This window comes from Amygdalobacter indicium, assembly GCF_029101545.1.
In the GTDB taxonomy this organism is placed as follows: Bacteria; Bacillota; Clostridia; order Saccharofermentanales; family Fastidiosipilaceae; genus Amygdalobacter; species Amygdalobacter indicium.
In genome coordinates, this window is the sequence record NZ_CP118866.1 from 116699 (window position 1) to 141552 (window position 24854).

Genomic DNA, 24854 nt, shown 5'->3' on the forward strand with positions numbered 1-24854 from the left:
TCGCTCGCTTGTAGCGGCCTTTTCGTTTTTAAGTGACAGGAGGCAGCTTATGAACAGGTGGGCAATTTTTCATCGAACCTATTCGGAATACAGCTTCGCTACGGCCCCCGACCGTGTAGTTTTAAGGCTCAGAACAGCTTTGAATGATTTGGATGCGTGTTATGTTTGTTACGGTGATCGTATGGATCGGACTGATCCCATTTCTATAACTCGCAGGCAAATGCAGGTAAGACAGCAGGATGGATTGTTTGATTATTATGAAATAGCCTTCGATCCGGGCGTTACCCGTTTGTGCTATTATTTTGAATTGCACTGCGCCGGCGAACGACTTTATTACTATAATGACGGCTTTTTCAGCGAGCCGGATGCCAATCGTCAGCTTTATTACAATTTTCACTATATTCGGCGAGAAGATATGGCCGCTGTTCCGGCGTGGCTGAAAGAAGCGGTGATTTACCAGATTTATCCCGACAGCTTTGCCGACGCTCCTGCTCATATAAGCGGCAGAGCCGGGAAAGTTGAACGTAACGGTATTAAATATTGCACGCAAAACGGCGGTACATTGGCCGGTATTCGGGGAAACTTGGATTATCTGCAGAATTTGGGAATTAACTGTCTTTACTTAACGCCGATTTTTGCAGCCGACAGCTGGCATAAATATGACACGGCGGATTACTTGGAAATTGACCCCTGCTTCGGCGACAAAAAAGAATTTGCCGAATTGGTGCAGGCGTGTCATGCCAAAGGAATCAAGGTTATTCTGGACGGCGTTTTTAACCATTGCGGGCCGAATTTTTTCGCTTTCCGTGATGTTGTGCTGCACGGGGAAAAGTCACCTTATCGTGATTGGTTTTTTATTAAAAATTTTCCTTTGCAAAGGGGGGAGCATCCTAACTATGAGTGTTTCGCCTATTACGATTTTATGCCGAAATTGAATACAGGCAATCCGGAAGTTATCGCTTATTTGCAGAATGTCGCATGTTATTGGCTTAAAGAATTCGATATTGACGGCTGGAGACTGGATGTTGCCAATGAAATAGATCATCCGTTCTGGCAGAAGTTCAGACAGGCGGTGAAAGCTGTGAAAAAAGATGCGGTTCTGCTTGCCGAAATTTGGGATGATGCCCGTTCATTTTTAGGTTTTGATCAGTTTGATTCGGCGATGAACTATAATCTGACTTTCGCAATTACCGATGCGTGGGCGGAGCGGAAAATTAATGCCGAACAATTCGCCGATCGGGTATCCTATCTTCTGATGCGTTACCCGGAAGCTATACAACAGGGGCAGATGAATTTGTTCGACAGTCACGACATACCTCGCTTTTTATCGCGAGTTTCCGGCGACAGAGACAAATTCAAATCCGCCGTCTTATTCCTGCTGACGCATGTCGGGGCACCGATGATTTTTTACGGTGATGAAAAAGGCGTGTGCGGTTGGACGGAGAAAGAATATCGCCGACCGATGCCATGGAACACGGTTGATGCGGACTTGGAGAATTTTTATCGGCAGGCGATTAAATTGCGTCGCCGCTATTTGCCGCAGATTTTGGCCGCTTATCGTATTTATACAAGAGATAAAGAAACGTTTGTTTACGGAGCAGCCGACAATAATCACGGCTTTATTGTTTTGGTAAATATGTCGGGAGAGGTACAGGAAAGGACAATTGATTTCTCAAGCGTTTTACCGGCGGCGGGAGGCAAAATAACAGAGTATTTTACCGATTTGCCTTTGCCGCAGGAAATTCCTGCAACACGCTTAAAATTGTCGGTGCGACCTTGGAGCTGCAGGATTTTCGGCAATTAGAACGGGCGACGGACAAAAATGACGATTTGAGACTTTTGGTTAATTTTAATTTTGCAAGAAAGCGGAAATTTCGGTGTAAACAGGTATTTACAACTGCTTTTCGCCGCTTTACGTTGTCATTTTGTCGGAATGCAAAGATTTATTTTGTACTTACATCGGAATTTTGTTAAAATAGACAAGTAAAAAGAGAATTTGGCGGGTTTTTTATAACTTTAGTCGAAGATCCGGACGAAAGAGGTTGAACGATGGATAATCTTGATTTGGTAAAGCAAATTACGGATATTGAAGACGACGTTGATCAGTCTTTGCTGGCGGCTAATAATGCAGCCAAAGAAAAAATAAAGACGGCAGAAAAAGCGGCGCGGGCCAAATTGGAAGAGACACATGCGGATTTGCGCAATAAGCGACAAGCTTTTATAGAACACCTGAAACTTGAAGGCGAGACGGTTCTGGCAGCAGCTTGCAAAGAAGCCGATAAGAAGAATAAAGCCGACAGGGAGCAGGCTGAAACGAAATTTGCCGCAGTCTTGGAGCAGCTTTACAGGAGGTGCCTGGAACATGGCAATTGTTAAGCTTGAAAAAATGCAGCTGATCGGTTTGAAAAGCAATTTAGCTGCAGTTATCAATTTTTTGAGTAAACAAGGTTGCAGCGAGATTCGCGAAAATACGGAGTTGGCTGCAGCTTTGGAGGCCCATAAGCAGGAGAATCAGGCAGGACATGTTGTTCCTGAGAGTCATGCTTTTAAAGAAGCTTTTATTAAACAAATTAATAACTTGGCGCTTCCCCAAACCCAAAAAGTAGATGTTTTTGATTTGCCGGCGGATAATTACGCCGCTTTTTTAACCGAATGTACGCAACGGATTGAATTTTTGGACAAGCAGATAGCGCTTTCCGGTGTCGTTAAGCCGGTAAAATCGCCGATGTTCAAATTGCGCGATGAAGTGGATAAAGAAGTTTATCTGTCGATGCGCACAAGGCAAGAGGAACTTTTGCAATCGGCCAAGGATTTCGCCGAGCTGTATATGCAAAAAGAGCAGTTGCAGCTGACATTAAACAAAGAAAACGGTTTGGCGGAACAGCTTAAGCCCTTCCGCAATTTGCATGTATCTCAGAGACAGGAAGCGGAACGGCGGGAAGCGGAACACTTTGCTTTTTTGCTGGGATCTTTACGCAATCGTGAGCATTTCCTCGATTTACAGCCGCAACTGGACAATTTGAGCACTCCTTGTGTTTATGAAGAACTTGAATTGGCGGAACCGCAGGAACAGGTAGTGCTTTTGCTGGCTGTCGAAAAAGACGGCTTGCCGGAATTGGAAAAACTTTTAAGCGCGTTCGCTTTCAAAGCTTTGCCGACACTTAACTTGCTTGTTCCGCATGCAGGCGTAGATTTAGGACAAACCTATCAGGAAACTTTGCAGACGGCCGAGAAGTTGACGGCGCAAATAAACGCGTTGATGCAACAACTGCGGGATTTAACCGTGCATACGCAGGATTGGCGGATTTTAGCCGACTTTTATCGGGTACAGCAGGAACGCCTGCAAGCTTTGTGCAAATTAAGCAGCAGTGAGAAAATTTTCGTGTTGGAGGCTTTTGTACCTTCCAAGCTCAAGGCTGATTTATATAACGAATTGGAAGCTAATTATTGCGTAACTTGCAATGATTGTGCGATTGGCGAGGATGAGAAAGTACCGGTGATGCTGTCGAACTGTCGGCAAATTCGACCTTACGAGAGCGTGATTGAAGAGTTTTCCATGCCCGATTATCACAACGATATTGATCCTACCTGGATTCTGGCCCCGTGTTACGCCTTTTTCTTCGGCGCGATGCTGTCGGATATCGGTTACGGTTTGATTTTCTTCATTGCGGCGATGTATTTATTGCTGAAAAATAAAGTCGAGGGTAACGCCCGACGCTTCATGTGGATTTTTGCCGGCGGCGGTTTCTTCGCCATTCTGTGGGGCTTGGCCTTCGGTTCGTTCTTCGGGGATTTGCCTTCCGCTATTACTAATGGCGCTTTTACACTGAAACCGTTATTTGCCGATCCTTTCAAAGAGCCGATGATTGTCATGGGTTCGTCCGTAGTTTTGGGTATGGCACATATCGCCTGCGGCATGTTGCTGAATATGTATAAGTTGTGTCGTAACGGCGATCCGCGTGCGGCATTCACGGAGATAGCTCCTTGGTTTTTCATTTTCGGCGGTATCGGCGTATCGGTTGCCGGCATCAGTTGGGGCAAGTGGATGAGCCTGATAGCAGTTTGCGTCATCGTTTTCTTATCAAAGAAAAACAGCAAAAATCCGATAGTACAGCTGATAACCGGTATTTTGAAATTGTATGATATCACGGGATTTGTCGGTGATATTCTTTCGTATACACGTATAACGGCGTTGGTGCTTTCCACCAGTGTTATCGCTATGGTCGTCAACATGTTCGCTAAAATGATCGGCTTCGGTTTCCCGAACATTATTGTGACTTTACTGATTTTGTTACTGGGTCATACGATGAATATCGCTTTGTCCGGTTTGTCGGCTTACGTTCATACGACTCGTCTGCATTATGTGGAATTTTTCGGGCGTTTCTATGACGGCGGCGGCGATCTGTTCCGTCCGTTAAGCATCCATACGAAATATACCCGGGAAAAGCAGGTAACGAAATCTTTGGTAGAACGCTTGCGTTGTGCCGTCAGTAAAAATTAATTAGTTAACTAACCGGGGTGACTCGGTTAATATAAAAGAATGTTTAAGCACAAGCTTAAAATAGGAGGAAAAAATGCATACATTTACAGAGTATTTGAGCACATTGCTTAATGGTAACACTTTAGCAATCTTGGGCGGCGCTCTCGCTGCTTTAGGAGCCGGTATCGGTTCAGCCAAGGGCGTAGGACTTGTCGGTTCTGTAGTCAGCGGTTCGTTAGCTGAAGAGCCGGGTCGTTACGGTAAGCTGATTATTTTGCAAGCTATCCCCGGTTCACAAGGTATTTACGGATTGATTGTTTGGTTCATTTCTTTGTTCCGTGCCGGAGTCTTTACAGGCGGTTTGAATGTCAGCTTGGAGCGTGGTGCTCTGATGTTTGCTGCCTGCCTGCCGATGGCTTTCGTAGGTTATTATTCCGCTATTGCTCAGGCTAATGTTGCCGCTGACGGTGTCAGCTTGGTTTCCGCCCGTCCCGAAACACAGTCTAAGGCTATCGTTTTGGCCGCTATGGTTGAAACATACGCAATTTTCGCCTTGTTGGTCAGCGTCTTCACAATGTTTATGATTTAACAGCGTCAAATAGCCGGTATTTTCAAACTGCCGGCTGCAGGCTGTATCCGATAAATTCGGATAAAGTGCATGGTGAAAGAGGTCAGAATGATACAGGGAATTGACAAATTAAAGCAAAAATTGGCAGATGATTTGCAAGTCAAGAAGCAGAAAATCGACGAGCAGACGGAAGCGGAGATTGTCAAGATACAAGAGAAGTATGCTAAGGAAATCTTAGCGGCCCAAGCGGCTGAAGCTAAATGGCAGGAACAATACAAAGAACAGGAAGCTAAACGCCTGCAAGCCAGAATAAATCTTGAACAACGTCGCCTCAAGTTGGAATCCGAGCAGGAGATAATCGACAAATTGTTAGCTGATTTGTTGCAAAAACTGGTGGCAATGCCACGAGAACAGAAACTTGATTATTATGTGCAGTTATTACCCGAGAAAGCTCCCGCGAAAGGTGTTTTACTCTTATCCCGGAACGACTCGGATTTACTTAACGATTTGCTGCAGCGTTTGAGCGCTGAAGATCAGGCATATAGTAATATAGAATGTAATTTGCAAGATGATTTTCAAGGCGGAGTAAAACTGAAGCAAGGAAATATTTGCGATGATTACAGCTTTGAAGAATTGTTGCATACCTGTAATTATGAGCTTTTACAGCTGATAAAAAAGACTGTATTGAGCTGATGCAGGAAGTGGAGAAAAAAAGATGACAAGTGCAAAAGGCGTATCAAAAGTAGAGTATTTGCCGACTGTTACGAGTGCGAACGTGCGAAAAACGTGGGAACGTAAATCTGAGAATGAAATCAGTTTTGCGCATGCCACCGGTCGCTTACGCGCTTTAGCCAATGTGCGTTTGTCGCGGGAAAACCTGTTGCTGTTCGCCGATAAGAAAGTGCCGTCGAAACGCCTGCATGAACTTTTGGATCATGCAGCTTATCCGCCGGCAAATACTTTGGAAGAACGTTTGGATTTGAAGCAACAACAAGATATGACATTATTACGTTATGTGTGCAATCGTAACACTTTGCCGCAAGTTATGGCTTTAACAGCCGATTTTCATAATTTGAAATGGTTGCTGAAAAATCTTTTGTTGTGTCAGGCTGAACAGAATAAAAACAGTGATAACAGTCCGGCGGCGATTTTGCAGGAGCAGACAATACCTGCACGGTTGGCTGATAATCTTTTGAATTACGGAAATTATAAAGTAGCGGGATTATGGCACGATTTATTGAAACTGGTCAATAAGAGCAGTAATTGTCGGGAACTTTCGCCGTATATTGCCGCAGAATTGTTGCACGCCTTGCAAAGCTATTATGTAAATCAGGATATCGGTTCGGTTGCGGCGGCAATTGACAGATTGTACTACAACAGTGTTTACAGTTTGGCGATGCAGGCTGAGAGCGAGTCGGAGAGAACATTTGAACTGGATTATCTGGCATTGCAGGCGGATAAAGTTAATATGCAGGCGTTTTTGCGTGCTTTACAGATAAAATTGCCGTTGGACTATGTGGAGAAATCTTTAGTTAACGGTGGCGAAGTAACGGTGCAGACCTTGCTGCAAATATATGAAAAATTGTCGGTCAATGCTAAGACCGGAGATTTGGATATGACGGCTGTAATGAAAGCCCTGCGCCCGGTATATTCCAAGACACAATCGGCAGAATTGCTGGAAACGATAAGTACTTGGAACGATGCCGAAACACGCTTTAAATTCAGCAAAAAGGCGGATGAACTGTTGCTGCGACTGGCAATTAAAGGACGCCAAAACACATATGGTTGCGATGCGGTTGCCGGACAATATTTGGAAAATTGCCTGGAAATCAAGAATATTCATTTGATGTTGGCTTTGCGTACCGGCGAACACTCCGGAGACAAGTGCTTGGAGCTATTGCGAAAGGCGGATTAAAGCATGAAACAGGAAAATATCAGAAAAATGGCAGTTTTGGGTGATCCGAGTGTTATTTCAGGCTTTGCCGGTATCGGGCTGGATGTCTTGCCGCTGGTTGCCGAAGTTAAGGCGGAAAAATTGTTGCAGGAAGCTTGTGAAAGCGAGCAGTACGCTGCGATTTATTTGACGGAAGATTTGGTACCTCAATGTAAGGCGGTAATTGATCATTATAAAGATCAGCCCTTACCTGTAATTGTACCGATTCCGAAAGCAAGCGGCAGTGACAGCTTTGCCGGCAAGAAATTGCAGGAGGCTGTAAGACGTGCTATTGGCTTTGACATTAACAAAAAAGAGTAGTGACCACTTGGAGTTATAAGGAGAAATTATGGCAAAGAAAGTAAGTCAAGGTAAGATCCTCAAAGTTTCCGGACCGCTGGTTGTCGCTTCCGGCATGCGTGATGCGGAAATGTTCGATGTGGTTGAGGTATCCGATAAAAAATTAATTGGTGAGGTCATTGAAATTCACGGAGATTTGGCTTCTATTCAGGTTTACGAAGAGACAGCCGGCTTGGGACCGGGCGAACCTGTCGTTTCTACCAGTTATCCTTTGGCCTGTGATTTGGCCCCGGGCTTGATGGGTAATATGTTCGACGGTATTCAAAGACCGCTTGAAGTTATGCACCAAAAGTTCGGCAATAATATCCGTCGCGGTGTTAAAGTTGATAAATTGGATCGGGAAAAGAAGTGGCCTTTCACGCCGTTGGTAAAAGCGGGAGATAAATTGCAAGCCGGTGATCCTATCGGTGTAGTGCAGGAAACTTCATTAATTAAGCACTATATTATGGTGCCGCCGACAATTAAAGGCAGTTTGTTGCTTAAGCAGATTGTCCCGGCCGGTGAATATACAATTGTGGAAGATTTGGCCACTGTCAGCGATGAGAATAATACGGAACAGCAGATTCAGATGCTGCAACGCTGGCCGGTGCGTAGACCGCGTCCTTATGCGCAGAAGTTGGCTCCGGCAGAACCTTTAATTACAGGTCAGAGAGTTATCGACGCTTTCTTCCCGATTACTAAAGGCGGTACAGCTGCTATCCCCGGACCTTTCGGTTCCGGTAAAACCGTGACGCAGCACCAGTTGGCCAAGTGGGCGGCGAGCGATGTTGTTGTCTATATCGGTTGCGGTGAGCGCGGTAACGAGATGACGGATGTTTTGAACGAGTTCCCGGAATTGGTTGACCCGAAGACAGGCAAAAGTTTGATGGAACGGACAATATTGATTGCCAATACTTCCGATATGCCGGTGGCTGCGCGTGAAGCTTCTATTTATACCGGTATTACCATCGCCGAGTATTATCGTGACATGGGCTATTCCGTATCTATTATGGCCGACTCGACATCCCGTTGGGCTGAGGCTTTGCGTGAAATGTCCGGTCGTTTGGAAGAAATGCCGGGTGAAGAAGGCTATCCTGCTTACTTAGGTTCCCGTCTGGCTCAGTTCTATGAGCGTGCCGGTATGGTCAAATGCTTGGGCAGTAAGGAGAAAGAGGGCGTTCTGACGGCTATCGGCGCTGTATCTCCTCCGGGCGGCGATATGTCCGATCCTGTTGTGCAGGCGACATTGCGTATTGTTAAAGTTTTCTGGCGCTTGGATTCAGCTTTGGCGTACAGACGGCATTTCCCGGCTATCAACTGGTTGCAGTCTTATTCTTTGTATGATGCCAAAGTTTTGGGTTGGATGGACGAAAATGTTGCCGGTGCCTGGTCGGCTAACAGACGTTTGGCCATGCAGCTGTTGCAGGATGAAGCCAAGTTGGAAGAAATTGTTAAATTGGTCGGTGCCGATTCTTTGCCTTTGAGCGATCAGTACAAGATGCAGATTTGCCGGATGATAAGAGAAGACTTCCTGCATCAGAACTCATTCGATGAAGTTGATACCTATACTTCGCTGACCAAACAATTCTATATGTTGGATTTGATTATCAGCCTGTACAAAGAGGGATTGGAGGCTCTGAAACGCGGTGTTGATTTGAAGAGCTTACAGAATTTGCCGGAAGTAGAGCCTATCGGTCGTTTCAAATTCATCAAAGAAGATGAAATTAAAGAAGCTTACAGCAAGCTGAAAGAGGAGCTTAAACAAAGTATCGCCTCTTTGCACAGCAAGTATTAAGGAGAAATTATGGCTAAAGATTATCGCACAATTGCAGAGGTTGCCGGTCCTTTAATGTTGGTTAAAGGCGTTTCCGGTGTAAAGTATGATGAATTAGGTGAAATTAAGTTAGCTAATGGTGAAATTCGCCGTTGCCGTGTTTTGGAAATTAACGGTGAAAATGCCTTGGTACAGCTGTTTGAAAGTGCTATCGGTCTGAATATTGAAGACAGCCAGGTCCGTTTCCTGGGCCACGGTCAACAATTGGGCGTGTCGCGCGATATGTTGGGACGTGTCTTCAACGGTTCAGGTCAGGCTATTGATAATATTCCGGAACCTGTGCCGGAAAAAATGTTGGATATTAACGGCAGCCCGATGAATCCGGCAGCGCGTGATTATCCGAACGAGTTTATTCAGACCGGGGTTTCAGCTATTGACGGTTTGAATACCTTGGTCAGAGGGCAGAAGTTGCCTATTTTCTCAGCTTCCGGCTTGCCGCATGCCGCATTGGCCGCGCAAATTGCCAGACAGGCGAAAGTTTTGGGTAAAGATGAGCAGTTTGCCGTTGTTTTCGCCGCCATGGGTATTACTTTTGAAGAGGCCGATTTCTTTATTTCCGATTTTAAGAAAACGGGCGCAATCGAAAGAACGGTTTTGTTCCTGAATTTGGCGGATCAACCGGCTATCGAACGTATTTCTACCCCGCGTTTGGCTTTAACTACGGCGGAATATTTGGCTTTCGACTTGGGAATGCAGGTTTTGGTTATTATGACCGATATGACTTATTATGCTGATGCTTTGCGTGAAGTTTCGGCAGCCCGTAAGGAAGTTCCGGGACGTAGAGGTTACCCCGGTTATCTGTATACGGACTTGGCGAGTTTGTATGAACGTGCCGGTCGTTTGCGTGGCAATAAAGGTTCAATTACGATGATGCCGATTTTGACGATGCCTGATGATGATAAAACTCACCCGGTGCCCGACTTAACAGGTTACATTACCGAGGGTCAGATTATTCTTGATCGTGCTCTTTATAATTCCAATATTACCCCGCCGATTGATGTTTTGCCCTCACTGTCCCGTTTGAAAGATAAAGGTATCGGTAAAGGCAAGACCAGAGAAGATCATGCAGATACTATGAACCAATTGTTTGCCGCTTATTCCCGCGGTAAGGAAGCTTTGGAATTGGCTACTATTCTGGGTGAAAGCGCTTTGTCCGACACTGATAAACTGTTTGCCAAGTTCTCGCAGGAATTTGAGCAGAAATATCTGAATCAGGGTAATACAACGGATCGGAGCATCGAAGAAACTTTGAATATCGGTTGGGAATTATTGAGTATTCTGCCGAAAGAAGAGTTGAAACGTGTGCACCAGGAATACATTGATAAGTACTATAAGGAAAAAGCGGAATAATTTGAAAAGGAGCGCATATGGCGAGAAAAAGAGTTAGTCCCAATCGCATGGAGCTGATGAAGCTGAAACGACAGCTTATGACCGCCTGTAAAGGTCATAGTATGCTGAAAGACAAGCGAGACGGCTTAATGAAGAATTTTTTGGCATTGGTTGATGAAACTTTAGCTTTGCGCAAAGCGACAGACAGTTTGCTCGCTCAGGCTACTTCCGCTATGGGTTTGGCTCGAGCTACAATGGGAGCTAAGCAATTACAGGAAGCAAGTTTGCAGAAAGGTTCCAAGTTGCAGTTTAATGTCAGCGTCAAGCGGATTATGGCCGTTGAAACGCCGGTTTTTGAGCCTTTGGTGAGTTTGGAAACTACCGTCAGCGGGCGGCAGTTGCCTTATAGCTTGGCCGGGACAAGCAGCGAGTTGGATGACGCCGTTAATAAGTTGGCGGAGGCTTTGCCTTCGATGATTAAGTTGGCGGAAAAGGAAAAGAGCCTGGAATTAATGGCCGCTGAAATCGAGCGTACGCGCCGGCGGGTTAATTCTTTGGAACACGTGATGATTCCTGAATTGCAGGCGATGATTAAAGAAATTCAAAGTAAGCTTTCTGAAAATGAGTTGGCGAATCAGACCCGCTTGATGAAGGTTAAAGATATGATTGTCGAAGCTGCAATTAGGCAGCAAAGAGCGCAAATGCAAGAATCGGAGTAAGTTCGATTGTTATGATTTGTTCAAGTCGCCGAACGGCTTTACTGTTTCGGCGACTTTTTTGTTGTTCGGCACCGGATAGAAATTCATTGTAAATAAAATATAGTAGTGATATAATCCTGATATCAGCTGCAAAGAAGGCGATAAAAAAGGAAAAACCGTACAAGGAGATAGATTATGATTGAAATTAAAGATGTTTGTAAGTCTTACGACGGCAAGAAACTCGCAAACGACCATTTGAATTTGGAAATCAGAGATGGGGAGATTCTGGGACTTTTGGGACCTAACGGTGCCGGTAAAAGCACTTTATTAAAAGGGATTGTCGGCATTTTATCACCCGACCGGGGACAGATTACAATTAACGGCAAGACTTTAGCGCATGATAAAGAAAATTATAAAAGAGAGTTTGCCTATGTCAGCGATAATCCGGACAATTTGTTACGTTTAACCGGTTATGAGTTTTTGCGCTTCATTGCCGATGTTTATGAAGTCCCGGAAAATATCCGCTTAGCGCGAGTGACGGAGTTGGCCGGAGATTTCGGGATCTTGGACAAATTGAATGAACAAATCAATTCTTTCTCTCACGGTATGCGCCAGAAATTAATGGTTATCGGAGCTTTGTTGGTTGACCCGAATGTTTGGATTCTGGATGAACCGCTGGTCGGATTGGATCCCAAAGCGGCGGCAACGATGAAACAGAAAATGCGGGCGCATGCGGATAAAGGCCATATCGTTCTGTTTTCGACCCATGTCTTGGAAGTGGCGGAAAAACTTGTTGACCGTATTTGTGTTATTAATCAAGGTAAAATCGCATTTGTCGGTACGGTAGAAGAATTAAGAGAAAAATTAAACAACAACGCTTCCTTGGAAGACTTGTTCTTAGAATTAACAGATCCTGATGAAGCCGATGCTGTGAAAGCTTGAGGTGCGACTTATGCTGAAAAAATTAAAAAAACGCAGTCCCTTTTTCGCCTTGTTGAAGACGATGCACGGCGGTGAAATGAACGCCATGTTAGCGCAATCTATGGAGAAAAAGAGCAAAATAAGTCTATTCAAGCATAATTTGAATATCTCGCCGAGCGTGAAACGTCTGGCCCGCAGTGTGTTTTCTAAAGTCATCTCGCTGGCCTTTATCTTTTTTCTCGCATACATGGGATATAATGCTAAAATTGATTATCCGACACTGATAAACATGGCCGGATTCAGCATTCTATTCTTTACGATTTTATTCAGCTTCATGTACTCGATTTCCAGCCTTTTTATGAGCAAAGATATTCTTTTCTATGCAACTTTGCCGCTGCCATCGAGGACGTTGACCATGGGCAAAATCCTTGATTATCTGTACAGTAATTGCGTGTTGATGGACGGTTGCGTCATTTTGCCGACAGCTTTAGCCTGCGCTTATAAGTTGGGCCTGAATGCCATGGCCAAAGTCGGAATTTATATCGTTTTAGCGTCGCTTTCCAGTAAAATGCTGCTTTTATTGCTGATGTTACTTCTGGTCGGGCGAGTTAAACTTTTCAAAAACAAGGATCGCTTCCTTAAAGTTGTTAATATATTTTATATGTTTGTGGCTATTTCTTTAGGCGTGTTGGGCAATGTTATGGGTAGTAACGCCGGCTCGCTGGGAAATGTTATGCAAAAGATCGCTACTCATAAAGGCCTCTCGCCTTGGACTGTCGTTAAAGACCTTTTCCTGTGGCCGAATATTTTCTTAGAAGGAATTTTAGCTGATAATAATCTACGTTCCTATGCTTCTTTACTGTTTTCTTTAATTTTAGTAGCTCTCGGTACATCTTTGGTATTGCTGTATGCTAATAAGAAATATTTAGTATTAATAAGTTGTCTGAACGGCTCGGCCGGCACCGGCGCCAAACGTCTGAATCGGACCCAGGCGGCCAAAGCTTTAGCGCCGTTATCGGTATATAAAAGTTATCGGAAAATCGATTATTTTCTGCTGAAGCGCAATCCGCAATTGTACACTTATTTCCTGCTTACGCCGATTCTAATGCCGGTTTATATTCTGGCATGCATAGTTATAGGTGGATTCTTCAAAGTCGGCGGCAGCAAAGTGCTTGAGATGTTGCAAAACAGCAGTATCTATTTGGAAGCATTGCGCAATTTCATGCGTACGCTTCATTGGGATTCCATGGCTAATTATCCGGTTGCCTTTGTCCTGACTATTGTTCTGGTTTTCCTGTTCTGGTCGGATACGGCGACGGCGAACCAATTTATGCGGGACGGTAAAGATTTCAGATTTTATCAAAGTTTACCGTTGCCGCTTACAACCTATATAGCCGTAAAATATCAGTTCGCTTTGAAACACGGCAGTTCGGTATTTGTTGTCGCTTTCATGCTGCTTTTAATATTATTGCTGACAATTTTCGCATCTTTGCCGGTGCTTACGGCGGTCATGCTGATTTGCCTGATTGTAGGTTTGTATGTCACATTTATACAATTGAGTCTGTTTTTCAGTATTATAAGGGTCAACTTCGATTTTGATATTGAAACGGATTTGGTGCGTAAGTTGAAAGGCTTCATGCCCATGCTGAATAACATTGTTACGGAATTGCTTATACTTGCCGTTCCGGCGCTGGCGGTGTTCCTTAATTTCGGCAAAAGCTTAGGATTCGATGCTGCCGCTTCCGGGCTGACAAAGTGCTATTTACCTGCGATTTTCGCTGTGTATTATCTCGTGACAGCTTTGGCTACAGCTGCGCTCCTGTTCGGTTGCGGTGCTAAATTGTTGCAAAAGAAATAATTCTTACTTCCGCATCTGTTGATCCGCTTGTTGCGTTTACTCGGAACAGGCGGATTTTTTGCGCTTGGTCGCACGTTTGATCGGCGCCGGGTAGTTGTTTTGTTCCAGAGCCGCTGCATTTTGACTGAGCAAAGCGTAATAATTGGCAGCACGATAGTCGGACGAACTTTGATAGGCAAAGTCGGCAGCGCCGGTAATATAATTTTGTTTTTGGACCAAATCGCTGAAACGCATAATTAACGGTGTGTCTATTGACTTGCTGAGATGTTTAAGCAGTGATTTCCCGGGATAGCTGCTGTATGCCAGAACACGCAAATATTGAGCGTTGCTGCACAAACGATTTAATGTCACTTTATCAGGTTCCGGCAGATTCAGCAGTTGGCGCAGAAGTTTACGCCGGCAATTGGCAACCGTTAAACCTTTGTGGCTTAAACTTTTGGCGGCAAATTCAAATGAGCCTTTTTGCGCTATTAAATCCGGTAGAATTGCGGACAGCTTGCGGTAGAAATCGGTAGTCGGCAGCAAGTTTGCAGAATCGGGGAAATCTTTGAGCAGGCCGGCGGCAGCGATGGCTAAGGACAACGACGGTTGCAGCTTTTCGCAGGTCATCAGCGTACCTTTTTGGGCCGCTTTAATTAATGTAGCCAAGCTTATAGGCGGCAGATAGTCTATCAAACTGTTAAGCAAGCGGTGAGGAGAATTTTCTGCAGCAGTAATTAATTGCCTCAAAGCATGGGCAGATTGCAAATCAGGTCCGGTTTCTCGGGGTAAAATCCGAATTTTTGCAGCAAGAGTAGCCCCGGCCCCGGCGTCGGCGGATAAAGCTGCTTTATAATAAGCAATAGCCAAAATATTATTCGGCTGTTGCAAGGCGTGGCGGACGGCTGTTTGCAGTTCGCCTGCTTCAAGTTCCCGCTGCGGGAAAAGCGGGGCAATATACGGCCAAAAAGTCGGAGAAAATAATAAATTGCAATTGGCTTCGGCGTAATTTATGCCGCTTTTCAGTGCTGCCTGTAAATCTGTCTGAAATTGTTTGCGTAAAATCGACAAAGTTGCCGCAGTCGGCAGCTGATATTTCTGCATGGTGTTATTTTCCAAGTCGGTCAAGCTTGCACCGATGAGCGGTTGAAATAAATAAAAGGCGCGGGCGATTCCCTGTAACAGTTGGACCTCTTCGCATTCTGCGCCGCAGACAATATAATCGCAAAATTTCAGGGCTTGTATCAGGCTTATGGCCGTTTCGGCAAAATAATCTGCCGAACTTAAAACTCCTTGTACCGGTAATTCCAATACTAAGTCTACGCCTAAATTAACAGCTAATTTCGCCTTGGTGAATTTGTCTAAGCAGGATATTTCGCCTCTTTGGGTGAAATTGCCGGACATTAAAGCAATTATAGCTCCGCTTGCACCTACAAGACGGCGGACAGCCTTTATTTGCCTGAGATGACCGTTATGAAAAGGGTTGTATTCAACAATAAGCGCGGCAATTTTCATTTTTACTCCAATTACATAGTATTCAGTACTGAAATATGGTTCTTAAATCTTTTATATTATACAATCAGAACAGCGTCATCGTCTTCACGAAAATGGTCTGCAATCTTAACACCCGATTTATGCCTTAATTTTCGCAGCCTGATTAAAAAATGCAAAAAAAACAATACGCAATACGGAGCTACACAACATATAGAAATGCCGAGCGATTGGAAAGATAATATCTATATATTGCGGCTTCGTTTGAGGCACGATAAATTCCTTTGTGAGAAAGTAAAGGGGGAAGGAAATGCAGGTGCTTTTAAGTATCTGCATTTTTATTACAGCTTCTGATCCGGAGAAAAAAGACGAGCCGACAATCGAACTATTTATCTTTTGTCAAATAAAAGGTATACTAAAAGCTGATGATTTATGCAGTTTGCGCATCCGGACGCCCGAACGCCTGCCCGGGGCAAAATGCTAAAAATGTAATTTTAGGATGAGGTGGAAAAAATGTCCTTTATCAATACTTTGATTGAACGTGCCGCAAAGGATCGCAAAAAAATCGTTTTGCCGGAATCAGATGATTACCGTGTCTTGGAGGCGGCAGGCAAAGTCACCAAGATGGGATTTGCCGATATTGTTTTAATCGGTAACCCTGAGAAAATCCATAAACTCGGCAAAGACTTGGATTTGAGTAAAGTGGAAATCATCGATCCGGATAATTTTGCTCAATTACCCGAATATATTGAAGCTTTCTACGAATTACGCAAAGCTAAGGGAATGACCAAAGAAAAAGCCGCTGAATTTATGCACGATCCGCAATATTTAGCATGCATGTTGGTGAAAAAAGATGTTTGTGACGGTATGGTCTCAGGTGCGGCCCATTCTTCAGCCGATACTTTGCGTCCGGCTTTGCAAATTGTGAAGACAGCTCCGGGAACAGCTTTAGTTTCAGCATTTTTCCTGATGGTTGTGCCTAATTGTGACTTCGGCGACGGCGTTTATGTTTTTGCCGATTCCGGTTTGAATGAAATGCCCAACAGCGAGGCTTTGGCGGAAATTGCCGTTTCTTCGGCTAAGACTTATGAACAATTGACCGGTAAGCAGGCCAAAGTTGCAATGCTCTCTTATTCTACTAAAGGTTCGGCTCACAGCAGCGATACGGAGAAAGTAGTTGAAGCAACCAAGTTGGCGCAAGCGAAAGCTCCGCAATACTTAATTGACGGTGAATTGCAATTGGATGCCGCAATTGTACCGAAGGTAGCCAATTCCAAAGCCCCCGGCAGCAAAGTTGCCGGTCAGGCCAACGTTTTGATTTTCCCGGACCTTGATGCCGGTAATATCGGTTACAAATTAACTCAACGTTTGGCCAAAGCTGAAGCTTACGGTCCTATTACCCAAGGTATCGCTAAACCTGTTAACGACTTGTCTCGCGGCTGCTCGGCCGATGACATTGTCGGTGCTGTTGCCATCACAGCTGTTCAGGCTCAGAAATAATGATGTATTTGCCGGAGAAGCTGTTTCTTACAGCTTCTTCGATTTTTAGCGTATTGTGAAACGAGGAAATGAATAATGAAGATTTTGGTTATTAATGCCGGCAGTTCATCTTTGAAGTATCAATTGATGCGTTCGGAAGACGGCCATGTTTATGCGAAGGGTTTGTGCGAACGGATCAGTATCGACGGCAGTCGAATTATTTACAAGAATGACCGAGGACAAGAGTTTACTCAAGATATGCCGATGCCGACTCACGCGGAAGCTATGCAGGCAGTTTTGGACGCTTTGCAATCGGCTGAGCACGGTGTAGTTAAAAGCTTGCAGGAAATTGATGCTATCGGTCATCGAGTGGTGCACGGCGGAGAAAAATTCAACAAGTCGGTTTTGATTGATCAGGAAGTGCTGAAAGCAATCGAAGATTGTATTCCGTTGGCACCTTTGCATAATCCGGCCAATTTGCTCGGTATCAAGGCTTGCCGCAAGATTTTGCCTAATGTGCCGCAAGTTGCAGTTTTTGATACGGCATTCCATCAGACGATGCCCGCCTGTGCTTATATGTACGGCGTTCCTTACAAATATTATGAGAAATACGGTGTACGTCGTTACGGCTTCCATGGTACATCCCATCAGTTTGTCAGCGAACAGGCGGCTGAATATTTGCATAAGTCCCCGAAGGATTTGAAGATTGTAACTTGCCATCTGGGTAACGGTTCTTCTTTGGCAGCTGTGAAAAACGGTGTATGTGTCGATACAAGCATGGGCTTGACCCCGTTAGCCGGTGTTCCGATGGGAACTCGTTCCGGTGATATTGATCCGGCTGTCATTAAATATATGATGGATTGTGAACCGGATTTGAGTATTAAGGATGTCGACCGTATTTTGAACAAAGAAAGCGGTATGTTGGGCATTTCCGGTATCGGCTCGGATTTCCGCGACTTGGGCACGGCCAAAGATAAAGGCGACAAGAGAGCGACATTGGCTTTGGCTATGTTTGCTTATGCGGTGAGAAAATATATCGGCGCTTATGCCTTCGCTATGGGCGGTTTGGATTGCATCGTCTTTACAGCCGGTGTCGGTGAGCATGATGCGGATGTCCGGGAAATGGTTTGCCTGGGCCTGGAAAACTTCGGTGTGCAATTCGATTCGGCGAAAAATGCGAAAACGCACGGTTTGGCTGAAATCAGCTTACCGACCAGTCGAGTTAAAGTTTTGGTTATTCCTACTAATGAAGAGTTGAGAATCGCGCAGGATACGGCAAAATTAGTTAACGTGAAATGATTTACGGACCTGATACCGGCTCTGTAATGAAAAAGTAGGGAAAATAAAACCTGTCCGACTGGACAAAGCGGAAGTTAACGCTTAATATCAAGACTAGGTGTTTTTGCATTCGGCGGAGGCACCCAGTCTTTTTATATTAAAACGGGGGCATTGATATGCAATATGATTTTACGAGCATAAATGACAGGCGGGCTATAGGTTCGCGTAAGTGGAGCATTGTGCCGGATGAAGTCGATCCTTTGAATGATAAGATGTATCCATTGACGATTGCGGATATGGATTTTGCACCTGTACCTGAAATCAAAACAGCTTTACAGTCCTTTGTAGGTCATAATATTTTAGGATATACAGCCCCGACGCCGTCTTATTTGCAGGCGGTGTGCGATTTTTTTGAAAAACAGCATCAAGTTACCTTGGATCCGGAGTGGATTGTTACTACCCCGGGCGTTGTGGCGGCATTAGCGGCGGCCGTACGCGCTTTTACCAGAGAGGGTGATAAAATTTTGATTTTTACGCCCGTTTATCCGCCGTTTTATCGTGTTATCAGAGAACAGGGAAGAGAAGTGGTTAAATGTCCGTTGGTGATTGCCCAGGACGGCATGTATCATATGGATTTTGCCAATCTGGAATCTTTGCTCAGTCGGGAAAATATTAAGTTGTTATTTGTCTGCAATCCCCATAATCCCGCCGGCAGAGTCTGGACAGCAACGGATTTAAGCCGCTTGGCGAAGTTGGCGCAGGAGAATAATTGTATGGTAATCAGTGATGAAATCCATGCCGATTTAACCTATCCGGATATTGCGCATACCATGTATTTTAAGGCTTTGACGGATTTTACGGAGGCGGCGATGGTTTGCACGTCGGCAGCCAAAGCTTTTAATATTCCCGGTTTACAGACTTCCAATATTTTTATCCCCCGCTCGGATTTGCGGGAAAAGTTCCAAAACGAACTGGCGGCCTCCGGTATTCAGCCGGCTAATATCTTAGGCTTGTATGCGACGGAAGTTGCTTATACGCAGGCTTTACCTTGGCGGGAGGAAGTATTGCAGGTCATCAAAACCAATTACAATTTAGTGCGTGATTTTTTTGCCAATTTGGATAATCGCTTCGAAGTTATGCCGGTACAAGCGTCTTTTTTGGCTTGGGTTAATTGTGCCAAGTTCGGCGTGAAAAGAGAGCAACTTGAGGCAGTGTTCCGGGCTGTTTGCTTCTTTGTAGCTGACGGTGCGGATTTCGGCAGTGAAGGAGATTATTATTTCCGTCTTAATTTCGGCTTACCGACAGCGGAGTTACAAGCCTGTTTGGATAATTTTGCTGAAAAAATCTCACCTTACCTGCACAGCATCGAATGAGTGCCGAACCGGGGAGAACTATGGAACTTAAATTCAACGGTAAAATTAAAACCGCCAAGCTGCCCGGACAAAAGCGGCCGGCAGAGCAAGCTGTTTTGCGGATGCCGACTTTGATGGGCGTCGAAAGCGCGTGTAAACAGGAATTGACAGCTTTAGGCTTTGAGGCGGCGCAAATTACTGTGAGTGATGCTTCAGTTGCCCTGACTGTGCCGTGGGAAGAGATGCCTGCGGCCGTAGCGGCGTTGAATTTGAATTTGCGGACGGCGGAGCGGGTATTGCTGCACCTTATCGATTTTAATGTGCAAAATTTTGCCGATTTTATTGCTGCAGTAGACGCTGTTCCTTTTGAAAAGTATCTGGACCCCGGTTATTTTATAGATATTGTCGGTTACAGCCGAGACTCAAAATTAAGCAGTGTGCCGGCTTTACAGCGCCTGTTGAAAAAAGCGGTAATTAAGCGCTTGCAGAATTATTCTCCGGCAGCAGAGACTTGTAATGTTAACGGAATTTGGGAAGAAAATCGCAATCTCGGGTCTGACCGTTTGCAATTCAGTTTGGTGCGGGATAAGTTTTCTCTTGATCTGGATACAAGCGGTGAAGCTTTATATAAACGTTCCTATCGTCCTTTGAACCATCCGGCGCCGATTCGGGAAACTTTGGCGGCGGCAATTTTATATTTTGCCCACTTTCTGCCGAATTGTGAGAATTATCGGGAAGTGCTGTTCGATCCGGTTTGCGGTTCCGGCACCTTTCTGATTGAGGCGGCTTTGTTATTGACGCATACGGCACCCGGGTTGAAGCGTGCTTTTCGGGCGGAAAAGATGCGCTTGGTGGGCGAGAATGTATTTTTGCAGGCAAGGAAAGAAGCTGAGAGCCGTTCATATTTGTATGCACCGCCTGTTGCCCAACAGCCTTTATATAATTTGTTGTTCGGGGCGGATATAGATAAGAGAGCTCTTAAATCGGCGCAGGAAAATGCTCAAAGAGCCGGAGTAAGTTCGTATATCAATTGGATGTGTGCAGATTTAACGGCTTATGCCTCAGGCGGCATTATGCCGTTCCCGCAAGTGCAGGAGGCGGAACGGGTGCTTGTGCTGGCTAATCCTCCTTATGGTGAGAGATTAGGGGATGAGGTGCAGGTTGCCCGGCTGCATAGGGCGTTTAAGCAGCTTTTGTTCCAAAAAAAGGAAGCGTCTGTCGCTGCTGCAACTGCGCAGGAACGTCGACAGCATAATTACTATGAATTAAAAAAGAAATATCGCTTTTCTCTAATTACGCACTGTGCGGATTTGGAGAAACAATTATCTTGCAAAGCGAATAAACGGCGTAAGCTTTATAACGGTATGCTGCCATGCACTTTGTATCAATATTTTTAAGGAAGCGGCAAGGTAAGGGAAATTCCCGGCCGGATACGTTTTATAAACAATTGCAGGGCCGGCTTTTGCAGCATATTCTTCAAAGAATTCTGCAAATTGAAGCGGCGATGCTGCTGGTTATTGTCGGCATTGTTTCTACTTATATTATTCACTATTGCAATCAACTTAATTATAAAGTTGCCGGAGAAATGAATTCAACTTTGCAGAATTATCAGGAGCTGTTGGAGTTTGCAGCCGAGCTTAACAGCGGTAATTTAAGCCGTGTTTCCAGTACTTTTCAACATGACGTTATGGAAAAATACAGCAGTTTACAACGCTGCCTGAAAGTGCGCGGAGATTTGTATTTTTTGGATGCTGCCGGTAAGCCGTACATAAGCAATATGGGATATGTCCGGGAAGAAGAACAGGAAGAGTTGATGAGGCAATGGCATTTTATGAGTCAAGCTTCTCATCGTTCCAAGACTTTAGTCAGCGGCATTTCCCGCAGTTATCCGCATTCACTTTGGTTGGCATATTATACAAAGGACAATTTTAATCATGTTAAAACTGATGTTTTACTGCGAATAAAGGCGGAATATTTAAGTCGCCTGTTTGAAACGCAGCCGGTACAAGCTTTACTTGTACAACAAGACGATTGGGCTTTAGCTCCGAACAGTACGAAAGTGCTGGATGCTATCAATCAACTGCCTGTTGAGCTCAGTACGCGCGGCTTGAAATTTTGGCGCGGACGTTTTTATTATGTTTGCTATATACCGCTGACAGCTTTCGGTTTACGAGTTTATACCATGTGGGAAGTAACAACTTTTATCCGCTTTTTACTGGTAATTGCTGTAACAAGCGCCTTATTGCTGTTGCTGCTGTATTATCTCAGTTTACGTAATTCCCGTTGCCTGGCGCAGGAGTTTGCGGCAGATATTGTAACGCTGAAAGAAGCCCTCGCGCAGGCGGAAAAAGGGAATTTGGAGCATACGTTGACGATTGACAGCAGTTTGGAAATGCAGGCTATCGGTCACGCTTATAATCAACTTTTATTAGGCTTTAAGCGCCAATTACAGGAAAATGCTCAATTGGAGCGGATTGTGGCGAATGAGCAAATTAAGCAATTAGGCAGTCAATTTACAAATCATTTTTTATTCAACACATTGGATAATATTTACTATATGTGTCGAATTTCGCCCGACCTGGCGGAAATGATGGTCCTGAACTTGGCCAAGCTTTTACGTTACAACACGCACAGTCCGAATGAGAAGGTCACTTTGGCTGAAGACGGGCAATATATTCGCTTATATCTGGAGATTATAAAAGTCCGTTTTCATGATGCCTTTGATTATGCTGTTACTATAGATAAAGAAGTTGAAGACTGTTTACTGCCTAAATTATTATTACAACCGATAATTGAAAATGCAATAAAATACGGTCGGCAGACGCAAACGGCATTACAGCTGCAATTAAGTGCACAATTGCAGGACGGCAAGGTAGTCTTAATTTGCCGGGATAACGGTCCGGGAATAAGTGAGGATAAGCTCGGATTATTACAAAAAGATTTAGTTGCCGCCGAAAATTACAGTCGCCATCTGGGCCTGTATAATGTTGCCAGAAGAGTTGCTTTGACGTATGGTAAAGGATATGGCATACAATTGCATAATAAAAACGGTTTGGAAGTTAAAGTGACGATAAAAGCGGAGTATGAGGCGCAGGATTAATGGCGGATAATTTACGAATTGTTATAGTCGAAGACGAATATTATGTCCGTAAAGGCCTGATAAATTCTTTCCCTTGGCGAGATATGGGCTGTGAAATAGTCGGTGAAGCCGATAATGGAGCCAATGGCTTAAAAGTAATTATGGAGCAGCAGCCTCATTTGGTAATCGCCGATATTGAAATGCCCCTGTTGGACGGAATCTCGATGGTAGAACAGCTCATAAAACAGGGATATAAAGGTGAATATATCTTTTTAACTTCACATCAGAATTTTTCCTATGTTTATCGAGCTTTGAAGTTGGAAGTTGTCGATTATTTGCTGAAGCCTTTCAAAAACGAAGAATTACAGAGCAATTTGGAAAAAGTTAAGGTCAAAGTCGGTTTGAATCAAACGGCAGTACAGGAAACTGTTGTTGATGAAATTAATTTCAAGAATACGCTTATTCGTCAAGCTGTTTTGTATGTCAGAGAGAATTATGCGCAGGAAATTACAAGCAACAGTGTTGCGGAACATCTGAATATCAGCAGTGCTTACTTCTGCCGCACTTTCAAAAAAGAAACAGGCTACACCTTTGGGCACTATCTTGCATATTATCGGATTCATAAGGCGGCGCATTTACTGCAGGACAGTGATATGCGGATTAGTGAAGTTGCTGCAGCCTGCGGTATCGCTGATAGTAATTATTTTTCTCAAATATTCAAAAAAATTAAGGGCGTTACGCCGAAGGAATATCAAAGCAATAGGAACTAAAAATATCTATTTGTGCAAAATAAACAAAATGCAGGAGCCAAATTTGTAATAATTAGCTGATAAGAACAAAAAGAAGTCATTTTTTTCGAGAAAATTGTCAAAATTATTAGAGTCGTATAAATCCTTTTTTTCTATACTGATAGTGTAAAAGTTAATAACAGTGAAGTTTTTAATTTCACCGAACAGAAGAGAGAAGGAACATTTATGAAAAGATTGTGCAGTGCCTTATTAAGTATAATTCTTTTGACGACGTTGACAGCTTGTCAACAAGGTGGGAAAAGTGCGGAGAAAGAGGATAAAGACAGCCGCCTTGCAGATAATATGAAATTAACGGAGTTAGTAGAAGCGGCACAGAAAGAAGCCAAGGCCGATAACGCCGGTGAATTTATGGTTTATGCTCCTACGAGTCGGATTGAAAAGGCGATGAAGGCTTTTACGGAGGCCTACGGTATTAAAGGTTCCGTTTATCATGAAAGCGGGCAGGATTTGTATACCAAGTTGACCACGGAATTGGAAGCCAAGAGCAAAACGACGGCCGATGTGGCTTTTTTGCAGGATGCCTATCTTTTGCAAACACAAATGCGCAATTATAATTATGTCGTTAACTATGTTCCGAAAGATTTAGCCGATAAGATTAAAGAGGCGGAGAAAAAACCTTTAGTTTGCTACTATTACAATAAGTTGTTTATTTACAATAATAAAGACGGAGCCAAAGGTGTCACCAATGTATGGGAACTGACAGAAGCTGCATACAAGGGCAAAATTTTCATGAAAGATTTGAGTAAGGAGTCGGTTAATAAGAATTTCCTGGCTATGTTGACCAAACCTGAAATTGCCGACAAATTGAAGAAGGCATATAAAGAGCATTTCCAAAAAGAGATTAAGTTGGACGAAGATTGCCCTAACGCCGGTTATCAATTCGTGAAAAATTTCTTGCCTAATGTCAGCTATGGTACGGGTGACGGCGATATAGCAACGGATTTGTCCAACGGCAACGGCAATAATTACGGCCTTATTGTTTTCTCGAAATTGCGTGATGACAGTGTTAATCAGAAAAATCTGACAGTTAATGCCTTGAATAAACAGGAAATTAATCCGTTCAGCGGTTTCATGTATCCGATGTATTTACAAATAATAAAAAATACGGATCGTCCTTATACGGCAAGATTATTTATTCATTTTATGATGTCGAAAGAAGGCTTTGAAGCAGCTTTCCATACTAAAGCCAAGGATATCGGCACATATTCCGGCAATAGCGAAATCAATTGCCTGAAGGGCGATCAGAATCTTGATTTTTGGAAGAAATGTTTGACAACCGAAGACCCGGAATATTTAGCTAAAGCATATGGTGAAGGTGTTCTGGATTTCATTACAATGGCTGCAAGCAAGCATTAATAGCTGTCAATTAAGGACAAGGAAGAAAGGTTGTACTTCCTTGTCCGTTATTAACCGGAAACCAAGCGAAA

General features: G+C 44.1%; 21 protein-coding genes. 20 read left to right on the forward strand and 1 reads right to left on the reverse strand.

The window, feature by feature from the left end; genetic code table 11:
• Positions 1-49: 49 nt before the first annotated feature.
• The 12 genes from PYS60_RS00415 to PYS60_RS00470 all read left to right on the forward strand — a co-directional run bounded on the left by PYS60_RS00415 (position 50) and on the right by PYS60_RS00470 (position 13960).
• Positions 50-1804, forward strand: coding sequence for a glycoside hydrolase family 13 protein (locus tag PYS60_RS00415; protein WP_315569843.1), 1755 nt, complete (start codon positions 50-52; stop codon positions 1802-1804).
• Between the two features lie 245 nt (positions 1805-2049).
• On the forward strand, positions 2050-2376 hold the full coding sequence (locus PYS60_RS00420) for a hypothetical protein (protein WP_315569845.1): 327 nt from the start codon (positions 2050-2052) through the stop codon (positions 2374-2376).
• Positions 2363-4501 (forward strand): V-type ATP synthase subunit I, encoded by a 2139-nt coding sequence (locus PYS60_RS00425; protein WP_315569847.1) that lies wholly within the window; start codon positions 2363-2365, stop codon positions 4499-4501. Before PYS60_RS00420 ends, PYS60_RS00425 begins: the two co-directional genes overlap by 14 nt.
• 73 nt (positions 4502-4574) lie before the next feature.
• A complete protein-coding gene (locus PYS60_RS00430; RefSeq protein WP_315569849.1) occupies positions 4575-5069 on the forward strand; it encodes a V-type ATP synthase subunit K in 495 nt (164 codons plus the stop codon).
• A 69-nt stretch (positions 5070-5138) separates the two neighbouring features.
• Positions 5139-5741 (forward strand): V-type ATP synthase subunit E family protein, encoded by a 603-nt coding sequence (locus tag PYS60_RS00435; RefSeq protein WP_315569851.1) that lies wholly within the window; start codon positions 5139-5141, stop codon positions 5739-5741.
• A 22-nt stretch (positions 5742-5763) separates the two neighbouring features.
• On the forward strand, positions 5764-6963 hold the full coding sequence (locus PYS60_RS00440) for a V-type ATPase subunit (RefSeq protein ID WP_315569854.1): 1200 nt from the start codon (positions 5764-5766) through the stop codon (positions 6961-6963).
• A gap of 3 nt (positions 6964-6966) precedes the next feature.
• Positions 6967-7302, forward strand: coding sequence for a V-type ATP synthase subunit F (locus tag PYS60_RS00445; protein ID WP_315569856.1), 336 nt, complete (start codon positions 6967-6969; stop codon positions 7300-7302).
• Between the two features lie 28 nt (positions 7303-7330).
• The gene (locus tag PYS60_RS00450; protein ID WP_315569858.1) at positions 7331-9115 is read left to right on the forward strand and encodes a V-type ATP synthase subunit A; all 1785 of its coding nucleotides are present in this window, start codon (positions 7331-7333) and stop codon (positions 9113-9115) included.
• Between the two features lie 9 nt (positions 9116-9124).
• The gene (locus tag PYS60_RS00455; protein WP_315569860.1) at positions 9125-10504 is read left to right on the forward strand and encodes a V-type ATP synthase subunit B; all 1380 of its coding nucleotides are present in this window, start codon (positions 9125-9127) and stop codon (positions 10502-10504) included.
• Between the two features lie 17 nt (positions 10505-10521).
• Entirely contained in the window at positions 10522-11202 is a 681-nt protein-coding gene (locus tag PYS60_RS00460) for a V-type ATP synthase subunit D (protein ID WP_315569862.1), read from the forward strand.
• A gap of 174 nt (positions 11203-11376) precedes the next feature.
• Complete coding sequence (locus PYS60_RS00465) at positions 11377-12123, forward strand: ABC transporter ATP-binding protein (RefSeq protein WP_315569864.1); 747 nt, start codon at positions 11377-11379, stop codon at positions 12121-12123.
• 10 nt (positions 12124-12133) lie between these two features.
• Complete coding sequence (locus PYS60_RS00470) at positions 12134-13960, forward strand: hypothetical protein (protein WP_315569866.1); 1827 nt, start codon at positions 12134-12136, stop codon at positions 13958-13960.
• Between the two features lie 36 nt (positions 13961-13996).
• Here the strand turns inward: PYS60_RS00470 and PYS60_RS00475 are convergent, their stop codons facing one another.
• Complete coding sequence (locus PYS60_RS00475) at positions 13997-15454, reverse strand: nucleotidyltransferase family protein (protein ID WP_315569868.1); 1458 nt, start codon at positions 15452-15454, stop codon at positions 13997-13999.
• Positions 15455-15740: 286 nt separating this feature from the next.
• On the opposite strand from PYS60_RS00475, the gene PYS60_RS00480 reads away from it, so the two are divergent.
• The 8 genes from PYS60_RS00480 (at position 15741) to PYS60_RS00515 (ending at position 24783) form a co-directional block, all read left to right on the forward strand.
• Positions 15741-15914 (forward strand): hypothetical protein, encoded by a 174-nt coding sequence (locus tag PYS60_RS00480; protein ID WP_315569870.1) that lies wholly within the window; start codon positions 15741-15743, stop codon positions 15912-15914.
• A gap of 29 nt (positions 15915-15943) precedes the next feature.
• On the forward strand, positions 15944-16930 hold the full coding sequence (gene pta / locus PYS60_RS00485) for a phosphate acetyltransferase (protein WP_315569872.1): 987 nt from the start codon (positions 15944-15946) through the stop codon (positions 16928-16930).
• 75 nt (positions 16931-17005) lie between these two features.
• Positions 17006-18208, forward strand: coding sequence for an acetate/propionate family kinase (locus tag PYS60_RS00490; protein ID WP_315569874.1), 1203 nt, complete (start codon positions 17006-17008; stop codon positions 18206-18208).
• Between the two features lie 155 nt (positions 18209-18363).
• Positions 18364-19560, forward strand: a complete 1197-nt coding sequence (locus tag PYS60_RS00495; RefSeq protein ID WP_315569876.1) for a MalY/PatB family protein — start codon at positions 18364-18366, stop codon at positions 19558-19560.
• Positions 19557-20936, forward strand: a complete 1380-nt coding sequence (locus tag PYS60_RS00500; protein ID WP_315569878.1) for a THUMP domain-containing class I SAM-dependent RNA methyltransferase — start codon at positions 19557-19559, stop codon at positions 20934-20936. Before PYS60_RS00495 ends, PYS60_RS00500 begins: the two co-directional genes overlap by 4 nt.
• A 65-nt stretch (positions 20937-21001) precedes the next feature.
• The gene (locus PYS60_RS00505) at positions 21002-22639 is read left to right on the forward strand and encodes a sensor histidine kinase (protein ID WP_315569880.1); all 1638 of its coding nucleotides are present in this window, start codon (positions 21002-21004) and stop codon (positions 22637-22639) included.
• Positions 22639-23388: a response regulator transcription factor gene (locus tag PYS60_RS00510; protein ID WP_315569882.1), complete on the forward strand. Its 750-nt coding sequence runs from the start codon at positions 22639-22641 to the stop codon at positions 23386-23388. The genes PYS60_RS00505 and PYS60_RS00510 overlap by 1 nt, the downstream gene beginning before the upstream one ends.
• Positions 23389-23592: 204 nt before the next feature.
• Positions 23593-24783, forward strand: coding sequence for an ABC transporter substrate-binding protein (locus tag PYS60_RS00515; RefSeq protein ID WP_315569884.1), 1191 nt, complete (start codon positions 23593-23595; stop codon positions 24781-24783).
• The last annotated feature ends 71 nt before the right edge of the window (positions 24784-24854 follow it).